This window comes from Vibrio sp. 10N.261.46.A3, assembly GCF_041472995.1.
GTDB classification, from domain to species: domain Bacteria; phylum Pseudomonadota; class Gammaproteobacteria; order Enterobacterales; family Vibrionaceae; genus Vibrio; species Vibrio coralliirubri.
Window position 1 is genome coordinate 147,478 of sequence record NZ_JBFRRH010000021.1, and the last position, 21,646, is coordinate 169,123.

25 protein-coding genes are annotated in these 21,646 nt (G+C 45.9%); 16 read left to right on the top strand and 9 right to left on the bottom strand.

Features of this window, described 5'->3' with window-relative positions; genetic code table 11:
* Window positions 1-467 precede the first annotated feature (467 nt).
* Window positions 468-1,442, top strand: a complete 975-nt coding sequence (locus AB4484_RS05575; RefSeq protein ID WP_017061193.1) for an arginine deiminase-related protein — start codon at window positions 468-470, stop codon at window positions 1,440-1,442.
* Between the two features lie 131 nt (window positions 1,443-1,573).
* On the opposite strand, the gene AB4484_RS05580 is transcribed toward AB4484_RS05575, so the two are convergent.
* The 9 genes from AB4484_RS05580 to AB4484_RS05620 all read right to left on the bottom strand — a co-directional run bounded on the left by AB4484_RS05580 (window position 1,574) and on the right by AB4484_RS05620 (window position 8,334).
* On the bottom strand, window positions 1,574-2,206 hold the full coding sequence (locus AB4484_RS05580; protein ID WP_050052627.1) for a triacylglycerol lipase: 633 nt from the start codon (window positions 2,204-2,206) through the stop codon (window positions 1,574-1,576).
* A gap of 134 nt (window positions 2,207-2,340) precedes the next feature.
* The gene (locus AB4484_RS05585) at window positions 2,341-3,180 is read right to left on the bottom strand and encodes a helix-turn-helix domain-containing protein (protein ID WP_372076844.1); all 840 of its coding nucleotides are present in this window, start codon (window positions 3,178-3,180) and stop codon (window positions 2,341-2,343) included.
* 139 nt (window positions 3,181-3,319) lie between these two features.
* Window positions 3,320-4,135: a GNAT family N-acetyltransferase gene (locus tag AB4484_RS05590; protein WP_372076846.1), complete on the bottom strand. Its 816-nt coding sequence runs from the start codon at window positions 4,133-4,135 to the stop codon at window positions 3,320-3,322.
* A gap of 105 nt (window positions 4,136-4,240) precedes the next feature.
* A complete protein-coding gene (gene flhB, locus AB4484_RS05595; protein ID WP_061037790.1) occupies window positions 4,241-5,380 on the bottom strand; it encodes a flagellar biosynthesis protein FlhB in 1,140 nt (379 codons plus the stop codon).
* Window positions 5,373-6,152, bottom strand: coding sequence for a flagellar biosynthetic protein FliR (fliR, locus tag AB4484_RS05600; RefSeq protein WP_372076848.1), 780 nt, complete (start codon window positions 6,150-6,152; stop codon window positions 5,373-5,375). The genes flhB and fliR overlap by 8 nt, the downstream gene beginning before the upstream one ends.
* 5 nt (window positions 6,153-6,157) lie before the next feature.
* Window positions 6,158-6,427, bottom strand: coding sequence for a flagellar biosynthesis protein FliQ (gene fliQ, locus AB4484_RS05605; protein ID WP_048610132.1), 270 nt, complete (start codon window positions 6,425-6,427; stop codon window positions 6,158-6,160).
* Window positions 6,424-7,164 carry a flagellar type III secretion system pore protein FliP gene (gene fliP, locus AB4484_RS05610; RefSeq protein ID WP_372076850.1) on the bottom strand — a complete coding sequence of 247 codons (741 nt, stop codon included), beginning with the start codon at window positions 7,162-7,164 and terminating at the stop codon, window positions 6,424-6,426. Before fliP ends, fliQ begins: the two co-directional genes overlap by 4 nt.
* Before the next feature lie 26 nt (window positions 7,165-7,190).
* A complete protein-coding gene (locus tag AB4484_RS05615) occupies window positions 7,191-7,574 on the bottom strand; it encodes a FliM/FliN family flagellar motor switch protein (RefSeq protein WP_048610127.1) in 384 nt (127 codons plus the stop codon).
* The gene (locus AB4484_RS05620; protein WP_048610125.1) at window positions 7,567-8,334 is read right to left on the bottom strand and encodes a FliM/FliN family flagellar motor switch protein; all 768 of its coding nucleotides are present in this window, start codon (window positions 8,332-8,334) and stop codon (window positions 7,567-7,569) included. The genes AB4484_RS05615 and AB4484_RS05620 overlap by 8 nt, the downstream gene beginning before the upstream one ends.
* Before the next feature lie 171 nt (window positions 8,335-8,505).
* Here AB4484_RS05620 and AB4484_RS05625 point away from each other — a divergent pair, with 171 nt between their 5' ends.
* From AB4484_RS05625 to AB4484_RS05695, 15 genes are all read left to right on the top strand, one after another.
* Complete coding sequence (locus AB4484_RS05625) at window positions 8,506-8,853, top strand: flagellar basal body protein (RefSeq protein ID WP_048610376.1); 348 nt, start codon at window positions 8,506-8,508, stop codon at window positions 8,851-8,853.
* A 20-nt stretch (window positions 8,854-8,873) separates the two neighbouring features.
* Window positions 8,874-9,302 (top strand): flagellar basal body rod protein FlgC, encoded by a 429-nt coding sequence (flgC, locus tag AB4484_RS05630; RefSeq protein WP_048610123.1) that lies wholly within the window; start codon window positions 8,874-8,876, stop codon window positions 9,300-9,302.
* A 36-nt stretch (window positions 9,303-9,338) separates the two neighbouring features.
* Entirely contained in the window at window positions 9,339-10,007 is a 669-nt protein-coding gene (locus tag AB4484_RS05635) for a flagellar hook capping FlgD N-terminal domain-containing protein (protein WP_050643541.1), read from the top strand.
* Window positions 10,008-10,159: 152 nt separating this feature from the next.
* Entirely contained in the window at window positions 10,160-11,386 is a 1,227-nt protein-coding gene (flgE, locus tag AB4484_RS05640) for a flagellar hook protein FlgE (RefSeq protein ID WP_048610121.1), read from the top strand.
* Between the two features lie 4 nt (window positions 11,387-11,390).
* Complete coding sequence (locus AB4484_RS05645) at window positions 11,391-12,125, top strand: flagellar hook-basal body complex protein (RefSeq protein ID WP_048610119.1); 735 nt, start codon at window positions 11,391-11,393, stop codon at window positions 12,123-12,125.
* 11 nt (window positions 12,126-12,136) lie between these two features.
* Window positions 12,137-12,922, top strand: a complete 786-nt coding sequence (flgG, locus tag AB4484_RS05650) for a flagellar basal-body rod protein FlgG (protein ID WP_048610117.1) — start codon at window positions 12,137-12,139, stop codon at window positions 12,920-12,922.
* A gap of 134 nt (window positions 12,923-13,056) precedes the next feature.
* On the top strand, window positions 13,057-13,692 hold the full coding sequence (gene flgH / locus AB4484_RS05655; protein WP_048610372.1) for a flagellar basal body L-ring protein FlgH: 636 nt from the start codon (window positions 13,057-13,059) through the stop codon (window positions 13,690-13,692).
* Entirely contained in the window at window positions 13,692-14,819 is a 1,128-nt protein-coding gene (locus tag AB4484_RS05660; RefSeq protein WP_372076854.1) for a flagellar basal body P-ring protein FlgI, read from the top strand. The genes flgH and AB4484_RS05660 overlap by 1 nt, the downstream gene beginning before the upstream one ends.
* The gene (locus tag AB4484_RS05665) at window positions 14,819-15,337 is read left to right on the top strand and encodes a rod-binding protein (RefSeq protein WP_372076857.1); all 519 of its coding nucleotides are present in this window, start codon (window positions 14,819-14,821) and stop codon (window positions 15,335-15,337) included. The genes AB4484_RS05660 and AB4484_RS05665 overlap by 1 nt, the downstream gene beginning before the upstream one ends.
* Window positions 15,337-16,716 (top strand): flagellar hook-associated protein FlgK, encoded by a 1,380-nt coding sequence (gene flgK, locus AB4484_RS05670; RefSeq protein ID WP_372076859.1) that lies wholly within the window; start codon window positions 15,337-15,339, stop codon window positions 16,714-16,716. Before AB4484_RS05665 ends, flgK begins: the two co-directional genes overlap by 1 nt.
* 10 nt (window positions 16,717-16,726) lie before the next feature.
* Window positions 16,727-17,611, top strand: coding sequence for a flagellar hook-associated protein FlgL (flgL, locus tag AB4484_RS05675; RefSeq protein WP_050643539.1), 885 nt, complete (start codon window positions 16,727-16,729; stop codon window positions 17,609-17,611).
* Entirely contained in the window at window positions 17,608-18,510 is a 903-nt protein-coding gene (locus AB4484_RS05680) for an OmpA family protein (RefSeq protein WP_372076862.1), read from the top strand. The genes flgL and AB4484_RS05680 overlap by 4 nt, the downstream gene beginning before the upstream one ends.
* Before the next feature lie 29 nt (window positions 18,511-18,539).
* Window positions 18,540-18,914, top strand: a complete 375-nt coding sequence (locus AB4484_RS05685; protein WP_086968991.1) for a flagellar hook-basal body complex protein FliE — start codon at window positions 18,540-18,542, stop codon at window positions 18,912-18,914.
* 14 nt (window positions 18,915-18,928) lie between these two features.
* A complete protein-coding gene (gene fliF / locus AB4484_RS05690) occupies window positions 18,929-20,602 on the top strand; it encodes a flagellar basal-body MS-ring/collar protein FliF (protein WP_050651144.1) in 1,674 nt (557 codons plus the stop codon).
* Between the two features lie 33 nt (window positions 20,603-20,635).
* A complete protein-coding gene (locus tag AB4484_RS05695) occupies window positions 20,636-21,640 on the top strand; it encodes a FliG C-terminal domain-containing protein (protein ID WP_048610108.1) in 1,005 nt (334 codons plus the stop codon).
* The last annotated feature ends 6 nt before the right edge of the window (window positions 21,641-21,646 follow it).

Here is a 21,646-nt window from a genome sequence, read left to right on the forward strand (position 1 = left end):
GTTCTTATCAGTATTAAGTCATTCGATGGATTCTGTTCTAGCGCTTATTTAGGCACTTGGCTTTAAAACACTAAAACTTTGTCTAAGCGATGCAGGAAAGGTCCAAAGAATGTCTTTCATGACGCTTATTTTAGATTGAATTAGACAGGAAAAGTTAAGCTTATTTCAAACGTAATTGATTGTTATGCAACGGTGATAATCCTAACGTTAAATGGATTAAATTGTAATCAAAACTCGTAATAGGCGAGAAAATGGAATCAGAATATTTATCCATAAAGTGACTTAACGAATATGCATACAGTTGGTTCTTTCTGATGTGCTGTTATCTTGCAGTAAAAATTACCGATTAATCTAAGATCTGCAGTAATTGTTTGGGATAAATATTCAAATCAATATTCTTTTCAGTGAATCTTGTCGTAACAAGTTGTTTACAATTCTGAAGTAAATAAAAGATAGGGACGGTTGAAATGTTAAACCTACACAAAAAATCACTTCATATTACTAATGTTCAAAACGCCAATTGCGTTGTTATGGTGCCGCCAAAAGAGTTTAAATTTAACGAAGAAACAGCACGTGATAACGAATTTCAGCACAGAGTGAATCTGACCGAAGCTGAGGTGAAGGTAGAAACGATGGCCGAATTTAAGGCCATGGTCGCTTCGTTGCGTAAAGAAGGTGTGCAAGTTGTAGAGTTTGATTACCCTGAATTGGGCGTTGAAACTCCGGATGCTGTTTTCCCTAACAACTGGTTCAGTACCTGCAGTGATGGAAGCTTATTTACTTTCCCTATGGCGTGTGAAAACCGTCAAAATGAAGTTAAGCCAAATGCTCTTATTGAAGCGTTAGAAGCGTCGGGTCGTATTGTTAACCACAGCGAGTCTCTAGAGTCTTATATTGCGCAAGGTTCTTATCTAGAGAGTACGGGCGTGATGGTTATCGACCATATCAACAAGACTATCTATGCCGCGCTTTCTCAACGTTGTGACCGCGAAGTATTGGAAGATTACGCAAAGCGCATAGGCTATTCTCGCGTGGTCTCGTTCCAAACGGCATTACCGTCTGGCCAACCGATTTACCATACCAATGTGATGATGGCGATTGGCGATAACTTCTGCGTGATCTGTGATGAAGTGATTCCTGAATTTGAACGCCGCTTTGTGGTGAAGTCGCTTGCTAAAGACAAGCAAGTTATCTCTATCTCAATTGATCAGATGAACCGATTCTGCGGTAATATTCTGCAACTGGAGACAGTGAATGGCGACAAGGTGATCGCGATGTCTCAATCGGCTTACGATGCGTTTTCTCCAGCCCAGTTAGCTCAGCTTTCGACACATGGCAAGCTGCTACCATTTAACGTGAAAACGATCGAAGATATTGGTGGTGGTTCGGTGCGATGCATGTTGGGTGAGGTGTTCCTACCAACGCGAGTGAATCGTCTGTAACAAGTACTCACGTTAGCAATGAATTTTTGAATACCACTCTTATCGCAGAGTGGTATTTTTGTTTTTATCTATCACAAATAAGAGAACAGAGCTCGATACAGGAGTCAACGTGCAAAAGCTAACGGAAAAAGCTATGAAGCGTTCTTAAAAGCTCTGTGTTCAATGAACTGAGCCGACAGTGCCACGACTTCCTTGGAGTAGACAAGCGCCGTGTGGTTGAGTTTGAGGGCGTAAGTATCCGTTGCTCCTCTTAGGTTGGCGTCTTCGAGTGTGACTGTGCCATCGCCCGGATTTCTTCCAAGCACAATACGTCCTACTCCGGCGTCGTAGGTACCTGTAATCACGCCAATCGGCACATCAATATCGTAGTCACCCAAGCCATCGCTTAAGATCATTTTGCTCGAACCAAATATAAATCCAAGCCCATGATTAGACAGTGTTTTGGCTATGGTTGCCCCATTGTGCGGCGTGCCTGCGGTAATAATGCAGGTGTCTGCAAAGTCGGGTTGGTAGAACTTAAAGTAGTGGCGAATCAGCAAGCCACCGAGTGAGTGACCGAAGAAATAGACCTCATCGTACTCATTAAAACGAGCATTCACGAAGCGATTGAGGCGTTTGGCTGCAGAAGGGAAACGCAGCGAGTTGTAGGCAAACTTGTGCGTTGTAAAGCCGCGTTTTTTGAAGTTTCTATCCAGATATTGCATGATCAACGCAGGCATATATAGACCATGAATTAAAACTATATGTTTGTTTTTATTATTCATTTTTGTCCTCCGTCTGATGATGTCTCCAGTATATTTAGTCGCAAATCTAAACTCAATAAAACTTGCTACTAATGGGACACAAAAGACAGAGGTGTACGTTATAAACGGAGCGTTCGTTATAGAGAAAGGGTGGGTTAGTCCGATCTCACTCCACCATAAACATCTATGGTTAATCCGCCTTGTTTAGCGTAAGTATTAGGTGTTAGACCGATGGTTTTCCTTAGGTAACGAATCAGGTGCGGTTGGTCGCTAAACCCAAATTGAAAGGCGACGTCCATCCAGTCGATGTCATCCAAATTTCGCTTATACAAGTATTCCAACATCTCTTCGAGTTTGTTCATCGATTGGCATTGTTTTAATGTCAGCCCTGTTACCTTGTTGAAGCTTCTTTCCAATGTTCTTTGCGAGCAAAACAGCTTGTCGCCAAGCTCTGCAATCGGTGTCGAACCAAGCACAACCAACACCTTACGTGTGAGTTCGCTGTGCCTATCCGTTTTAGCTGTCGATAACCAAGGAAGCAGCAAATCATCTAACTGCTGACAGCAGGCCTCAGCATCGGTTTGAGCGAGCTTGATCAGCGACATTGCTTCGGCATTAGGATTATCTAACAAACTCGCGAGATCGATAGGGTTAACACTGTCTAGGCTGGGGGGCGGACAGTCTGGAATATCTAACGTGTACAAGGCTCCGACATGGAATTTAATACCTAAGTGAACAAAGGGCTTTGAGTGATCCAATTCGATGGCTTTATGGTGTGGTAACAGCAAGTGGCAGCCAACGCCTTGATCGATTTGTTGCTCAATCGTGTAGTGATATGCCTGCTCGCTTGGCGATAGGATCAGGTGAGCCGATGGATCGGGATTGAGTATCGGAAATTGATGAGTTTGAGCGTCGGGTGTCTTTTCGATCAGCCAGTAGCAATCAATAAACTGAGCAACTTCAGGAGATTTTGGAGACTGTAACCAATTGATCATTAGACCTTCTATTTCAGATGATTGTCACCTCCAACTATATGTGGATATCGTTATCGGTGACAGTTTTTATCTGTATCTATTGTTAGAGCTTAGTCTTGATGCTTGGTAATCCGAATCAAGGCTAATCAGTTTCCTTTAATTAACTAAAATCAAACTGCAAGATACGATGTTTTGAAGATAACCCAGCGCGTGTGATGGCCTTTTGTGCGCCAATGTTGCTGCTTTCTGTCGAGCAAATAACGTCCAAACCTTGCTGGTTAGCGTGCTGCTTTAGAAAGTAAAGAACACGCGTTGCTAAGCCTTTACCGCGTTCTTGCTCAGCGACAATCATGCCTAGGTCGGCAAACTGCGTTTGGTGTTCATCAAATTTCCGACATTCTCCTGTTGCGAGAACATTGTTATTTTCCCAGTAGCCCCATAGCTCTTGTTGAGCAATTAAGTTGCTGTAGTAACCGGTCAGCCACTCTTTTGGTGCGCCAATTGCTGATGAAGCAAATTCGACTAGTTGATCGAGTTGCTCTTCCGTCGCGAGAGTCATCTCGATGTTTTCAATGCTGTTTTCGACGGCTGTTGGGCGCTGGCGAAACATTAGTGCGTTGACTTTGAAGGACTCAGTATTGTCCAAGCATAGTGACAGATATTGTGGTTCAGCCGTGCTCACGAATGCGCCTTTCACCTCACCAACCACAGAGCTGTTGTTTTCTACGATTAAGGTGAACAAGTCTGCAATATTGGTGTTGGCGGTTGGTGCTAGATAGAATTGAAGTAAGTAGCCTTCACCATTCAATACGCTATAACCGACAAGTTTGCCACCTTCGTAAAAGCCGTAATGGTCAGACATAGGTACAAAGCCGAAGTGCCACATGCCATCAAGAGGTGCTGTTGACTCAGCAAAGTAAGCCGTTTTAAGTTCACTCAAGACGCTAAGTACTGAGATTTTTTTGATGTCTAACATCGCGTTAATTCCTGTTGTTTCAATAGCTGCAAGTGTAGGCGACTGCTTTAAGAAGGTATTGAATAAAAACGACAGTTTTATGTGTTTCACTAGTGGAGTAGCGGCCTAATCGTTTGGATCGGACCATGATTTAGGAATGTTGAAGTGGGGCAAGTTGGTGGGTTTGTTTCTTTCGCCTTTGCGCCATGCTTTTAGCTGATTCACATAAGTTAGGATGTGCGCTATCGCGACAAAGAGTTGGTTTGGAACCATTTGATCGATTTGAGTGGTATTGTAAATCGCCCTAGCGAGTGCAGGGCTCTCGACGACTTCAACCTCGTTTTTAGTCGCAAGTTCTCTAATGTAAAGCGCCACATCATCTTGCCCTTTCGCGACAACAAACGGTGCCTCTGCTTGGCTTAAATCATAAATTAGGGCAATGGCGTAACGGGTCGGGTTGGTTAACACAACGCTCGCTTTAGGCACGCGCTCATTGGCACTTCTCTTGGCATTTTGAGTCTGTATCTGACGGATTCGAGCTTTAACCTCGGGCCTACCTTCTTGGTCTTTGTGCTCATCTTTGACCTCTTGCTTGGTCATTTTCATCTGTTTTGTAAATTCATGCCGCTGATAAGGGAAATCAAATAAGCCAAACAGTAAGACGATTAAAAGAAGGTAGCCTAAGTACTCAATGGTAATGGTTGCTACGGAAAGTACGACGGTATCAAAGTGGGCACTGACTAGGTTGGTGATCACCGAGATGTAGCTCGATATTACCCAATACAGTAGGGTAAAGAACAGAGAGACCTTAATGACGTTCTTAAACAGTTCGACGATCGATTGAGAGGAAAATATGCGTTTCAGTCCTTTGAGTGGGCTTATCTTTTCCCACTTGGGGATCAATAAAGATGGGCTGAATATCCACCCACCAAGTAGCGTTGAGCCGACGATCGCGGCAATCATTTGATAAATCAGTAGCGGGAAAAATAGCGTGATCATCGAAAAAAGCGCGGTGCCTACTAACTCAACGATAGCCATTGGCTGGCTGACCGTTTGGCTATCAAACTGAAAGCTCACAAGAAACAGTTCAATGAAGGTCTGTTTAATCATGTCTACATTCAATACGTAGTAAGCAACGACGCTGACAAGGGTTATTGAAGAAACGAACTCTTTAGCGCGCGGTACTTGCCCTTCTCGCCTAGCTTTGGCGAGCTTATGTTGACTGGGTTGCTCGCTCTTATCTCCGGAATCTTGATGATCAGACATTAGGCAGCCTCAACATATAGTGCAGATGCTGGTTCAACTCTAATACCAGATCAAAATAGTGATCGCCAATACCGGTTAGGGAGGCCATTAATGCGAATAAGCCAAGTAGCATGGTCATTGGGAAACCAAGTGCAAAGACATTAAGAGACGGTGCCGCTTTGTTCATTAGACCAAACGTGATGTTGCTCAATAGCATCACGACAATAGCAGGCACCGCAACCAGCAAGCCGGTCGCAAACATCCAAGACACCATTTTTAATACGTATTCAATGCTGTTGAAAGGGAAGGCTGAATTGAGAGGCCAATATTCAAAGCTTTCTTTAAACACAAGCAGCATCACTAGGTGTCCATCTAAAGAGAGGAAAAGCAACATAGAGGTGATGAACATGATTCTGCCAATGATGGCGATACTAACGCCGTTGGCAGGGTCATTCATTATTGCCATGGCTAACCCCATTTGCATGGAAATCGCCTGCCCCGCAATTGAAAAAATAGTGAAAAATATCATCACCGCAAAGCCAATTAAAAACCCAAATATGAGCTGGTAAAAAGAGAACAGTAGAGTGTCGATGCTGAAAGGGTTAAATGGAGGAACCTCCTTCACTAAGGGGGCGAGAAGCAAAGAAAAAATAAAAGCAAACAGCAACTTAACTCTTACCGGTATCGCGTTATCACCAAAAAATGGTGCGATAAGAAAAAGCCCAGTAAATCGGACAAATGGCCACCAGAGTATCCCTAGCCATTGGGTGATATCAGTAAAGTTTATTTGCATCAGGGCTAGCCAACCTTGCTTGGTATTGTATTGAAGATAAACAAGAATAGGTCGTTGATCTCTTGTAATAACCAGTGGCCTGAAAGAATGATGCATAACAGAGTTACTAATAGCCTAGGAAGGAAGCTAAGGGTTTGTTCATTGACTTGAGTTACCGCTTGGAAAATTGCTACGACCAAACCCACGACAAGGCTAGGCACAATAAGAACCGATACCATAAGAATGATCAGCCAGATTGCTTGGCTTACCAGAGTGACAGCTTCTTCCGGACTCATCCACTTATCCAAAAACTGTTGGCTAAACTCCCCATGAGTAAGCCCCAGCCATCGACGATGACAAATACCAGCAGTTTAAAAGGCAGAGAGACAATCAAGGGCGACAACATCATCATCCCCATCGACATCAGAACAGAAGCCACCACTAAGTCGATGACAAGAAAGGGCAAGAACAACATGAAGCCAATTTGAAAGGCGGCCTTGAGCTCGCTCAGTAGGTAAGCCGGCAGTAATACTAAGAAGGGAATATCCTGATCGGACTTTATGGAGGTTTCGCCTGCTATTTTGGAGACTTGTTCAAGTGCCTTACGTTGTGTTTGGTCCAGCATGTATCGACGCAGCGGCTTTTCTGCTGTCGCTAACGCTTCCATCAAGGACACTTCATCGTTCGAGTATGGAATGTAAGCGGTATCGTAAATCTTGGTCCAGACTGGCCTCATGATCAGCAAAGTAAAAATGAGTGCAATCCCCACAAGTACCTGATTTGGCGGCGTTTGTTGCAGACCGAGCGCTTGCCTTAAAATGGCCAAGACAATGACGATTCGAGTGAAGCTGGTGCACATGATCACGAAAGCTGGAACGAAGCTCAGTAATGTCATCAGGATTAGAATCTGCAATTTAATGCTGTATTCAGTTCCGTCAGATGTGGTTGTTTCACTGAGAATCGTCAGCCCTTCTGCGTGCGATGTACTCGCGAATAACGCAAAAGCTAGCGTGAAGAATATTCGTTTTGGCATCGTACTCTTTGCGTTATTCAAAGGAGCTACTTACTTGGTTTCTTGATGATGCTCAGTAATCTAACGCCATACTGACCATTCTTGGATACTATCTCCCCTGTGCCAAACGCGGTGCCATTGATCTTGATATCGACGGGATCGCCTTCATGTTTTTCCAGCATCACGACACTGCCTGCTTTTAAATTTAGTAGCTCATCTAATATCAATGTCTTACGTGCAACCTCAACGGTTATGTCGACAGGGATGCTCTTGAGCAGAGAGATGTTACTCATATGCTCTTTGTCGTCCCCCAAGTCCAAGTCGTCGGTAAGATCATCCAAATCTAAGTCATCAAGATCTGGTAATTCATCATGAAGGTTTAAGTCGCTCATTGAGCTGTCAATGTTGTGTGTCTCTTTGTCGTTAGCCATCGATTTCGACTCCCAGTTCAGAGTTTATGGATTGAAGTTTGCCAAAAAAAGTAGGGTGTCCGTTGACCTTGACCGTGAGGTTTTTGCACAAGGTCATGGGCATAAAATCCCCGGGTTTTAGCTGAGAAAGCTCATGGAGTGTGCACTGCCGGTGAAGCATGACGCACCCTAGCTCAACGGGCTGATAGCGTAAGTTGTCGAGTATCTCTTCCCGATCAAAGGTTTCGTTACTTTCCATCATGTCGCGCAGCTTTTTCACGTATTTGTTGTCGATCATGAAGGTCAGATCGAGCTGTTGGTCGTCGAACTCAAACGTAATGGTGACACCAATGTCAGAGGGCTGATGGTCGGTGTGCTCAATGGCGTAGTGATTGGCATCGGCAGTCAGCGCGTTGGTTATCGCCATGGCGAATTTTTGAAAAAGCCTTAGGTGGGTTTGGGTTAACGCAATGTCGTTATTGCTACGCTTTGATTTCTTGAGTGGTAACGGGTTGTTGAGGTGCTTGTGTAGCAGAATATCGGCAGCTTGAGGTGCAATAAAGAAAAAAACATGCCCAAATTCCTCAATATGAAGAACGGTTTTGATGCTATTTGCTGGAGGTCGACGAGCTTCTGAAAACGTGGCTTTTACGTGACGGCCCGCAAAGTTAAATTTAAAAATATCAATAATTTCTGTAGAGAAATGGCTTGAGTGTCTTAACAGAAACTTACGCATTTTTATGCTCGGATTTCCGAATTCAGTCAATGATAACTTCTTCATGTCAAGTACCAATTGTTGGTTTTTGCGGTCATTCTCAAATTTGACACGCTAATTAATCCTAACTATAGGTTAAAGCAATCTCATTTCAACTTTGGTTGTGAGAGAAAATATAAAAAGTTAAAGGCCTACTTCTTTAAAGGATTAAGGCCAAACAACGACGAGGCTAGGGCAATGATTCACTTAGACGATGCGCTTGGGGTACACCCAAAAATGGTGCAGTTTCGTTTGGACAGAGCGGCAGTATTGAGCTCCAATATTGCTAACGTGGACACGCCTAATTACAAAGCGATGGATCTAAGATTCGAGGCGGTACTCAGTGGTATTGGTCACTCAAAAGACTGGTACATAGGTACGACGGCTCAATATCGGATTCCTGTGCAAAGAACACGAGATGGCAACACTGTTGAGCTAGAAAATGAGCAAGCTAGGTTCGCAAAAAATGTGATGGATTATCATCAGAGCCTTGCGTTTTTGCAGTCTAAGATCAACGGGATAAAGTCTGCCATCAAGGGACAATAAGTGAATTAGGTAGGGACATCATGGCTTTCTTAGGTATCTACGAGACGGCAGGCTCAGCGATGAGTGCACAGACCGTCAGGCTTAATACTATCTCCAGTAATTTGGCGAATGCCGATTCAGTATCTGGTGACCCATCAAAAGTCTATAAACCGCTGAAACCGATTTTCTCAGCAGTCTATAACCACTTCAATGCACAGCAAACTCAACAGCAAGGTGTGGTGCCGATTCGCATTGCCGATGTTGTTGAAGTCTCTTCAATGATGGAAGGCCGTTATGAGCCCAACAATCCTCTTTCCAATGACGAAGGGTATGTTTATTACTCTGGCATTAATGTCGTTAACGAAATGGCTGACATGATATCGGCTACTCGTAGTTTTGAAGCCAGCGTAGAAGTGCTCGGCAACGTAAAGTCGATGCAACAATCACTGATGGGGCTTTGGCGTAGTTAATGTAACTGCTGCCAATGACGCCAGAGGAATTACACCATGACGACGATATCCGGTGCGGCGCAGGTCAATAATATTGAGTCTGCGTCAACGATCACCCCTCAAGATAATCCGAATAGTGCGAGTGCATTAAAGAATGAGTTCATTACTTTAATGGTGGCTCAGATTGAAAATCAAGATCCACTCAACCCAACTGACGGCACGGAATATGTCGCACAGTTGGCGCAGTTCTCTCAGGTTGAAAGTACAGAAAACCTTGTTCAGCTGACGCAAAACAACTCGACAATGCTCGATAACTTACAAGTGCTTAGCACCGCCGCGCTGATTGATAAAACAGTGACGGTAAAAAGTGATCGCTTGTCTGCATCGGGTGTTGATCAGCATGCGGGATACGTTGAGTTACAGGCGCCATCGAATACCGTGATACTGGAGTTAGTTGACTCACTTGGCAACGTTAAGTCGATGAACCTTGGTCCGAACAGTGCAGGGCGAGTGGATTACACATTGGATGCGCAAGCCATGGGGCTGACGGGTGAGTACCAAATGCGTATCAAATTGGACAGTGGACAAGACTATCAGCCATCGATTTATCAGCATGGCCAAGTGGAACATGTGACGACACCTCTAATCGGTGGTACCAGTCACTTGCAGGTAAAGGGAGTTGGCATGGTGGCGTTTTATGACGTTGCTGCCTTCTCAAATGAGTAAAGTTTGAAATAGGTTAAAAGATTTTCGCTATATTTTTCGGCTTTTGCCGGTTTTAGTTTGTTTTTTTAAAGTAAGTAAGATGGCGGCTGTCGTTCTTCGCTAGCTAAGTAAACCTGCGGAGATAGCCTCTTTAGCGTGAAGAGGAAGACATTATGAGTTTTAGTATTGCACTGAGCGGGCTTAATGCCTCGAACTCAGAGCTGAACACCATTTCGAATAATATTGCTAATGTTTCTACGACAGGTTTTAAAGAGTCGAGAACCGAGTTTGCTTCCGTTTATAGCGGCAGTGAAGCTGGTGGCGTTGAAGTGGTTGGGGTTTCGCAAAACTTTGAAAAAAGTGGAACGGTTACAGGTACAGGGCGATCTCTGGATATGGCATTGAGTGGTAATGGCTTCTTTGTGCTTGAAGACAGTAAAGGGCAAACCCTCTATACCCGTTCTGGTATTTTCAACATGAATGCCGATGGCGTGATCACGGCAAATAGTGGTGCGGCTCTGCAAGGTTACTCGGTTGATGGCAATAATAACCTGCTGTTGGGGTCGGTAGGCACCGTGCAGATCAGTACTGCATCCTTGCAGGCTAGGGAAACCGATGCCATTGAGTTTGTTGCCAATTTAGATGCCAGAGAGCAAGTTCCCGCCACCGCATTTGATTACAGTGATTCATCCACCTACAACCATTCCTATACCACTCCAGTTTATGACTCTCTGGGTAACCCACATACGGTGAGTCAGTACTTTGTAAAAGGTGCATCCAATGATTGGGATGTCCATGTTTTGGTCGATGGTAAAGCGATTGATGGCGCTGATGCCTTGATACCTGCCGCGTCACCAACTGCAACAGACACAGCAAACTTTACTTTTAATGCCGATGGCACCATTTCGTCTGGGGGAAATTATTCAGTCAGTTTTGACCCTGCGAATGGGGCGAACAGTGTTACGGTTAATATTGACCTTGCTGCGGTCACTCAATTTGGTAGTGACTTCGTTGTCTCCAAAAATAGCCCGAATGGTTATACCTCTGGTGACTATGCCAGTGTTCGTATGGAAAACGATGGCCGTATATTTGCGACCTACACCAACGGCCAATCTCAATTGCAAGGTCAGGTGGTGCTTGCCGACTTTGCTTCTCCTCAAAACATGATCAAAACCAGTGATACAGCTTGGTTGCAAAGCTTCAGCTCCGGTACGCCAGTTCTTGGCACCGCGGGCAGTGGGGTATTCGGTGATTTGACTTCTGGTGCGCTCGAAGGTTCTAACGTCGATCTGACGTCTGAATTGGTGGCCTTAATGACGGCTCAGCGTAACTATCAAGCCAATACCAAGTCGATATCGACATCGGATCAATTGACGCAAGCCTTGTTCAACGTGGTGTAGCGCTATGAATCCTATTCTATTCAGTGCAGCGAAAGGTGCAGAGCGAACCATGCTCGCTCAGCACGTTCGCGCAAATAATCTGTCACATGCGGACACCGTAGGTTTTAAAGCCTTAATGGAGCACTCAACACCGATGCGCCTTGAGGGCTCAGGCTTTCTGACTTCCGTTACTTCCAGAACCAACTCATCGATTAATAACTTTGCTCAGGGTGAAGATATACGTACAGAGCGACCATTGGATATTGCGATCAATGGTGATGGTTTTATTACGCTCGAAGGGCTAGAAGATGAACCTGCTCAGCTCTTTACTCGGGCGGGTAATTTTCGATTGGATGGTAATGGGCAACTCTATCTTGGTGAGCGTCGGGTGATGTCGACAGAAGGTCCAATGGTGTTACCCGACTTTGAGTTTGTGTCGGTGAGCTCGAATGGGTTGGTGTCTATTACCCCAATTGGTGGTGAGGCGTCGCTAGAGGTTGGCGCCCTTAAGCTGGTTAAGCCTGAGAATGAGCAAATGACCATGCATGCCAGTGGTCATTTTGTTCCGAAAGGCGGGCAAGCATTGGCTGAAGATTTTACCGTTCAGGTTCGTTCTGGTTATTTAGAAGCGAGTAATGTCTCCAGTTTAGAAGAGTTGGTCAGCATTATGTCGCTGACTCGACAATACGAAATGCAAATTGAAGTGATGGCATCTGCAGATGAAATCGCTCAGATAGGCAATAAGCTTCTCAAAGCTTAAGGAAGGGAATTATGCACAGTGCCTTATGGATATCCAAAACAGGGATGGCCGCACAAGATGCAAAAATGACGGCTATTTCGAACAACCTTGCCAATATCAATACGGTGGGTTTCAAGCGTGACCGCGTGGTGTTCGAAGATCTTTTTTATAGCGTCGATAAACAAGCGGGTACCGAAACCACAGAGCTCAATGAACATCCTACAGGTATTCAGCTTGGTAATGGTGTTCGAGTAGTCGGCACCGAGAAAGTGTTTACCCAAGGGAATATTCAGAATACGAATCAACAGTTTGATTTAGCTATTTTGGGTGATGGTTTTTTCCAGATAGAGAACTCAGAAGGAGAACTGCTTTATACCCGAAATGGGCAATTTCAAACTAACTCTGATGGGCAGCTAGTCAACACGCAAGGCTATCCTTTGATTCCTGAAGTTGTCATTCCTCCAGAAGCGACCCTAGTCAGCATTACTGCTGATGGTGTGGTCAGCGCCACGATACCGGGCCAAGTTAACCCTGAAGACCTAGGGCAAATTACTATCGTTAAATTCATGAATCCTGCGGGGCTTTCTGCTCAAGGGGGAAACTTATTTATTGAAACTGAAGGTTCAGGTGAAGCGGTCGAACTCGTCGCCGGAACAGAAGGTTCAGGCCAATTAAAACAAGGAGCACTTGAAGGGTCGAACGTACAGGTGGTGGAAGAGATGGTCGATATGATCGCCACCCAACGCGCTTATGAGATGAGCGCCAAGATGGTCAGCGCAGCCGATGAGATGCTGCAGTACATCGCGCAACAATCATAGCTTTCGCTTTAACGAGCGAATAGCGATGGTCGTTAGGGAGTTCTGACATGGAAAAGTCAATTAAACCAGGGTTGGGTAAGGCGCATGCAATCTGTGTGATTTATTACCTCACCGTAGTTACCTTGCTGGTGGTGATGGTTGCCGGCTGTGCTGGTCGCCAAGACGATTTTATTCCACCATCGCCGAATGATGAAGCGTATGCACCGCCAGAGCTGGACTATCAAGTGACAAGAGTCAGCAAAGGCAGCCTTTATACAGGCACCACCTCGATGACCCTGTTTCAAGATCGAAGAGCGTACCGTGTGGGCGATATTTTAACGGTGTTGTTGGATGAAAAGACAGAGTCAGATAAGAGTGCCTCAACTCAATATGGCAAAGATTCCAGTGCCAACATCACCGCACCCACATTGGGCAACAAGACGTTTGATGACGTGAGCGCTTCCGTTGATGCCACCCGTGATTTTGATGGTGCTGCTGCCTCAAAGCAAGGCAACAGCTTGTCAGGCTCTATTACTGTCACCGTTTACAACGTCTTGCCCAATGGTGTGCTTAGGGTAAGAGGTGAAAAGTGGCTCAAGCTAAACCAAGGGGACGAATATATTCGTCTGACCGGCAATGTCAGGGTCGATGATATTCAGGCAGACAATACCCTCTCCTCCCAGCGAATCGCTGATGCAAGAATCACCTATGCTGGCCGCGGCTCGTTTGCTGATACCAATACTGCAGGTTGGTTGACCCAGTTCTTCAATTCGCCATGGATGCCATTCTAATGAGTTCCCTAATTCGCTTCTACTTAACCTCGTTGGCGTTGCCTTGGTGCTTGCTCTGTTTTACTTCGGTGGTCGATGCAGCGCGGCCGATTGCTGAAGTCGCAGAGGTGTATGGAGACAGACAAAACCAACTTATTGGCTATGGATTAGTTGTCGGCTTGGACGGGTCTGGCGATAAATCGCAAGTGAAGTTCACACAACAGTCGGTGGTTAACATGATCAAACAATTTGGGGTGCAACTGGATGATTCCACCAACCCTAAATTGAAAAATGTCGCCGCCGTTAGTGTCACAGCCATGGTGGAACCTCACCAAGGGGCAGGTCAAACCCTGACGGTGACGGTGTCTTCATTGGGGGACGCAAAAAGCTTACGCGGCGGCACCTTATTGCTGACTCCATTACGAGGTATCGATGGCGAAGTTTACGCAATAGCACAAGGCAGTCTGGTTGTTGGTGGCTTCAATGCTACCGGTGAAAACGGAACCAGCATTACAAGGAACACACCGACCGTCGGGCGTATTCCCAATGGCGCGACCTTGGAGCGTGAGGTATCGACCGGTACTGATTTAGAGCCAACGATACGCTTGCAACTCAAACAACCGAATTACGAAACCGCGCTCAATGTTTCCAAAGCCATTAATAAGATGTTCGGCGGGCAGGTAGCCAAAGCGCTCAATAAAGGTCAGATCCAAGTCTCTGCACCGATTGATAGCGAAGACCGAGTGATGTTTATTGCCATGATTCAAGAGCTTGAGGTTGATGAGGGGCGACGACTGCCTAAGGTCGTGTTCAACTCTCGCACCGGAACTGTGGTGATCAGCCAGAACGTGACGGTGTCTGAAGCGGCGGTCAGCCAAGGCGGGATTACCGTGACGATATTGGAATCTCAATCTGTTTCTCAGCCTGGTGGTGCTTTCAATACTGCTGGAGAAACCGCGATTATTCAGAACTCTCAAGTGAGTGTTGATGAGGAAGATGGGACCACTATGGTTTGGCCGAAAGGGACCAATCTGCAGGAGATCGTTGATGCTATTAACAACATTGGTGCGACACCAGAGGCGCTTATGCAAATTTTGCAGGCACTCGATGAGATAGGTGCCATCAACGGTGATTTGGTGGTGATCTAATGACGAATCTAACGGCTTTGACTCACGTGGCGCTTGAACCGATATCGAGTAACCAAGCGACGCCAATACTGGACAACTCAAAAATGGCAGCGTCGGTTAAACATGCTGATCATCCGCTGCCATTTGCAAGATTAATGATGAATAGAGCGCCTGAAACGGTGCACATGGCGAAAGCCAGCGCAGGTTCAAGCCAAGCTAAGACCAACTTTTACTTAGACAACAACGCACTTGCTAAATTGAAGCATGACAATTCTGCCTCAGGATTATTAGCGGCTTCACAACAGTTTGAGGCGTTGTTTTTACAACAAATGCTGACCCGAATGCGTTCTGCCAGCCAAGCGCTTAGTGACAAAGATAACCCGTTGTCGATGAAATCAGATGATATGTTTCAGGGCATGCTAGATGCTCAGCTTGCACAACGAATCAGTCGTCAATCGTCGTTTGGGTTAGCCGAGATGATCTTTAAACAGTTGTCATCACAAGTTATCGGCCGCCCTTTTGATAAGGAGAATCAGTAATGGGAATGACCAACATTGGATTAAGTGGTGCACTCGCCAACCGCGTAGCTCTCAATACAACGGCGCAAAATACCGCTAATGTGAATACCCCAGGGTATAGCCGTCAAATCGTGACGATGGAAGCCAGTTTATCTGGCAATGCCGTGAATGGTATTAACTTAGGCTCTGGCGTTGAGGTTAGCGATATCCTGCGGATTGCCGATCAATCGTCTATTAATCGACTAAGAGAAGCGACGGAATCTGCCCAATATAGTCAAAGCTATTTTAATGGTTTGTCCAATTTGGAGAACTTGTTAGGAGCTGATGGGCTTAGTCTTACACAGGGAATGAACGGATTTTTTGCTGCCATTGATGAGGCCAGTGTGACACCTGAAAGCGTCGCTTTCCGTCAGCAAGTACTGACAAATGCTGATGCTTTAGCGCAACAGTTTAACGCCGTATCCGCGCAGCTGAGTCAGCAAGAAGCCGCGCAAAGTGAGCGTTATGGCGCACTGGTTACCCATGTGAATAGCCAATTAGAAAGCATCGCTTCCCTAAACCAAAAACTGCAAGAAGATGCGCTGCTCGGCAAGAGTGTTGGTGGCTTACAAGATGCGATGGATAAACACCTCAATGAACTCTCTAAGTCTCTCGATGTTCAGGTGATCTATACCAATGGCGGCGTCGAACTCTCGACACCAAACGGTCAGCCTTTAGTAATTGGTGGTTATGCCGCATCGCTTGAGCGAGACCTATCCAGTGGAGATCCTTACAGCATAGAACTGAACATTACCTTTCAGTCGGTGACGACGCCTGTTGATGCTTCGTTAGGTGGAGAGTTAGGGGCGCTCGAAGCGCTAAAAACGAACCAATACGATCCCATCCAAACGCTGCTAGCAGATCTTGCCAAAGGCTTGGCTGATGGAGTGAATACGGCATTGAATTCAGGGTTTGATCTTAATGGTGTAGCTGGTCAGAACTTGTTTACCTACACCCCAGGCAGTGAAGCCTTATCTTTGGCGATTGATCCTAACCTCACTGCACAAGACTTAGCCTTTTCATCGAGTGCGACCCTTGCCGGAAACGGCGATGTGTTGAAAGACCTATCGATGTTGTCACAAACACCACTAACCAATGGCTCTGTGGTGGGAGAAACACCCTACAGCGCCTATTCAGGGTTACTCGGTGATATCGGTATTTTCACTCGACAGGCGCAGAGCGAGGCAACGGCAGCTCAAGTCAGCATGGAAGACGCACAAGTGGCGAGAGACAGTGTCAGTGCGGTTAATTCCGATGAAGAGGCCGCCAACATGCTGCTGTACCTCAACGCTTATGAGGCCAACATGAAAATTATTAGTACGGCGAATCAGATGTTTCAGACCTTGCTAAGAGCATTCTAGGAGAAAAGTGATGCGTGTAACGGACTCCCAATTTAACGCGGTGATGCAGCGTTCATTAATGGACAACAATATCCGCTTGAACAAAGTTTTTGAGCAAATGTCGACCGGGCTGAAGATCAATCATTTATCCGATGACCCGATTGCCGCTGTGCGCCTTGAAGGGCTCAAAAAAACCGTCTCTGACAATCAGCAGTACCAACGCAATATCGAAAACGTGCAGTCACAGCTGACGCGCTACGAAACTAACGTCAACACGCTTGAGGAGCTCTCTCAACAAGTGAACGAACTGCTCCTACAAGGGAAAAACGGTACGCTTGATTCACAGAGTAGAGCGGGGATAGTGCTAGAACTTAAGTCCCTCAAAACGGAAATGTTGAACACATTGAACCAAGCCAATGACGGCAGTTATCTCTTTTCAGGAACGGATATCAGCACGCCAGCGATCGCTACAACACCGCCTTATGCCTTAAATCCCAACTCAGATTATCGTGAAACTAAAGTCGGTGATAATCAATACGTGCCAAGTAACTTAACCATCACCGATACCATAGGTAGTAGTGCAATTTTTACTGATTTAGACAATGCGATAGCAGAACTGGAGCTTCCAACTGGGGGATTTACTGCTGCTTTAGATAACGCGCTCAATACCAACCAAGCGCTTCATCAAAGCTTGTTGGTTTCATTAACTGATATTGGGAGTCAATACAACGCCTTAGACAGGTTGAAAGAGACCAGTATCGATATGGTGTTCTTTGCAGAAACCGTTCGTTCTGAGCTAGAGGAACTCGATTATGCAGAGGCATCCGTTGAACTTAACCAAGGTATGATCGCGCTAGAAGCTACGCAAAAAACCTTTGCGCGTGTTGCCGGAATTTCACTGTTTGATTTGCTATGAATAAATACTTTTGGGCAACCGTTAGCTTGGGCACTTTCTCTGTCTTTCGCCGTGCCCTTGGCAAGATGCTGAGCGCATTGCTAATAGGCTGGGGAGTGATGCTGTCGACTCTGGTTTTGGCGCAGCGCTACATTGTTCCGTTCGATAGTGTCGAGTGGCGATTCACAGAGTCTGTCGATCAGTGTGAATTGAACTCTTTCGATCCCCACACCGGCTTTTCTGTGCAATTCATTTTGTTGGCGGCAAGCCCGATGGAGGTCAGAGTGGAAAAGCGTGGTGTGCGTTCACTTCCGACATCAACGTCATTCAATACTACAGAGCCTGTTTGGGGAACGTCCCAGTCTTACACCACAACCACCATCGAAAGAGTAAACAAGCAAGGGGCCGCTTTGGTGACAGACGATGGCGCAACCTTGATGTTGGATGATATGGCAAGTGGCGCTTGGTTTAACGTTAATGCGATGGATTTTGATGTCTATTTCCCAACCACCAACTTTAAGCCAGCTTTAGATCAATTTAATGAGTGCCGTTATGGCTTGCCGCCGGTCAACTTCCAGCATGCGCGTCGAGTCGAATTGCGCTTTCAGCAAGGGGCGGTGTCACTCACCGAAGGGCAGAAACGCACCATTAATGACATCAGCACCTTGGTCAAACGAGACTCGAGAATCATTAGAATCTTGATTGATGGTTACACCGATAATTCCGGTGATTCCGTCGCTAATTTACAACTTTCAAAGCAGAGAGGATCCGACGTTGCGCAGTGGTTTATGGGCAATGGCGTGTCAAAGAAAATGATTGAGATACGTGGCCACGGTGATCGTTATCCTAAGTATGACAACACGACTCAGCAAGGCCGGGATAAGAATCGTCGCGTAGAGATTCGGTTAGTGCGCAAGTGATGCAACCGCGAGGGTAAACAATGGAAAAGATGACTGCAGTCCAAATGCAACAAGCAATGTTAGGGAAGATAGAGCAGCAGCAAGAGGTTGCCAGTAATCCGTTCTCTAACCAGGCTGTCACGGGAGCGATGGTGAGAGGCATCACGCATGACAATCACACGGTTAACCCGGTATCCGATAATTCACTGGCGTTCAGCAACACCTTGAAAAGTGTGCTCGATACCGTAGATAGATACCAATCTCATGCTTCGGAAAAAATCACCGCCGTTGAGTTAGGTAAAAGCGATGATTTATTGGGAGCGACGGTCGCATCACAGAAAGCTCAGCTCTCATTTAATGCATTGATGCAAGTGCGCAACAAGATGGTGTCCAACTTTCAAGACATCATAAAAATGCCAATTTAGGCTAGGGATTAGCGATGGCAGCAGAAGCAGAAACTCAACCCGCGTTGACCAATAATATGGGAGTAGCCAAAGAGAAGCTCACTGAGGCCTCTAGTTGGCTCACGAGGTTTTGGCAGAGTTCACAACGCAACGTCATTATCATCACTATTTTTGCGACGATTACTGCGGCGATCATCGTGATTATGTTGTGGACGTCATCAGAACGGTTTAGACCTCTCTATAGCAAATCAGCGAACTTCGACTCTAGCCAAGTACTGCAAATGTTGGATGAGGAATCAATACGTTACCAGTTGAGTCAGGACGATGGACAAATACTGGTTCCCGAAGGTGACGTCGCCAAAATCCGCATGATATTGGCGTCTAAAGGCTTAAAAGAACAATTGCCGAGTGGCTTTGATTCGCTAGATAGCTCAAAGAGCCTCGGCGAGAGTCAGTTTATGGAGAATGCTCGCTATCGCCATGCTCTAGAGGGCGAGTTAGCACGCAGTATCACCACCATGAGTGCAGTGAGCTTGGCTCGTGTTCATTTGGCCATACCGAAGGAAAGTTTGTTTATGCGTGATGACGCTGAGCAGCCGAGAGCCTCGGTGATTGTGCATATTATCAATGGAATGGATCTTAAGCCGACTCAGGTTGAGTCCATCATTAACTTAGTATCTGGTGCGGTTATTGGACTTAAATCGGAACATGTGCGAGTGGTCGATCAACATGGTCGTTTGTTATCAAATGATGCGACGGTTGGGGACATTACCGTGACGACTGGCAAGCAATCCGATTACAAGCGTAACCTTGAAAAAAACTTGGTCGCTCAAGCGACTGACATGCTGACCCCAATTCTCGGTGCAGCCAACTTTCGAGTTCAAATTGCCAGTGATATTAATTTTTCTAAGGTTGAAGAAACAGAAGAAATCTACGCTGATCCTGTGGTCCGAAAAGAGACCTTATTGAGTGACATGAACGAGTCGTCGATGGCGCTCGGGATTCCGGGGGCATTGAGCAACACACCACCAGTGACCGATGGAGAGCCTCAACCCGAACCCAACGCCAAGGTCAATCGAAGTGAAACATCGCGTGATTATGCGGTGAGTGGCAAGGTTCGCCATACTCAGCATCAGCAAGGTGTATTGCAGAACCTCTCGGTCTCTATTGTGGTGAACGACTTAGCGAACCCCAATCAAACTTGGACACCTGAAGAGCTTACTAATGTTGAGAATGTGGTTCGTTCGGCAATAGGGTTCAATACCGAGCGCGGCGACAGCATTCACATCACTCACTTCCCTTTTGTGATTGCCAGTATTCCAGAGCAAGCCCCGATTGCTTGGTTTGAGAACACGCATATTATGCAGCCTCTTAAATATCTACTTGGAGTGATGCTCAGTGGCTTGATGATCATGGTGGTGCTGCGACCTCTAGCACAATACCTTACTAAGTCAGCGGAGCAAGAAGAGCTGGAAGCGGAAAGCATGGAATACGATGACGTCATTACCAAAGAAGAGCGTGCCGCTGATGCAGCCTTACAATCCAAACTGGAATCGTTAGGTATTGATGCAACCGGTATTAAGGCGCTTGATGACAATTTGCCATCTGCGGATAGCCCACTCGAAGTTCAAATTAAACATCTCAAATTAATCGCAAAAGAAGACCCGAATAGGGTGGCTGAGATTTTACGCACTTGGATACAAGCATAACGAACCAAATAAAAGTCAGTAGGGAGAAGGTGCATGGATGGCAAACAAACCTATCAATCAGTGGACGGCGTAGCGATGTTGGTGTTGACGATGGGAGAGGACATCGGTTCTGAAGTACTCAAAGGCTTCACCCATGAAGAGATCAAACAGATCACGCATGCCATGAGTAAAATGAAGGACATCAAAGCCAAAGATGCGCTGGTCTCTTTGTCGGGCTTTTTTGATGATTTTCGTAAGCACTCCGGGATTCTCGGCGGGACACGACAATACATCACCAATGTGCTGGAAAAGACGTTAAACGGCAATTTGGCGAGAGATCTTGTGTCGGAGATTTATGGTGATGAGATCCGCTCACATGCTGAAAAGCTGGCATGGATTCCTCCGGAGCTTTTGGTCAATGATCTCAAGAAAGAGCACATTAACCTGCAAGCGCTATTGATTGCCCACCTCCCTTTGGAATACAGCGGTCGTGTTATGGAGGAATATGAGGAACAAGAGTGCCATGCGTTAATCCTGCAAATCTCTAAGACACAAGTGTTAACCTCTGGTCTGATGGAAACACTAAAAGACCTTATCGATCGCTGCAAAGTCAATTATCACAGCGGCGGGTCTGCCAGCCTGCAAGGTTCGAAAGTGGTCGCGAACCTTATCAACCGTTATTCCGGTGACAAAAGCAATTTATTCCAATTCCTTCATGATCAAGACGCTGAAGCCGCAGAGCTGGTGGAAGAGGCGATGTTTGATTTCTTCACCCTATTTAATCAAGACCTAGAAACCATCAACCTGATTAACGAAAGAGTCAGCCTGGAGCAATGGGCATATGCACTCAAAGGTACCAATAAAGATTGTCGCCTTTACATCATCAACTCTATGCCACAACGGGTATCGACAGAGCTCAAAGAAAACCTGGTACGCATTGGTGCTGTGCCGGTCAGTCAGGTTGAGCAAGCACGTAAAGATATCATTGATATCGTCAAACAAATGCAATCGGAAGAGATCATCAAGCTGAACTTTGCTAACGAGCCAAGGTTGACCTAATCGGAG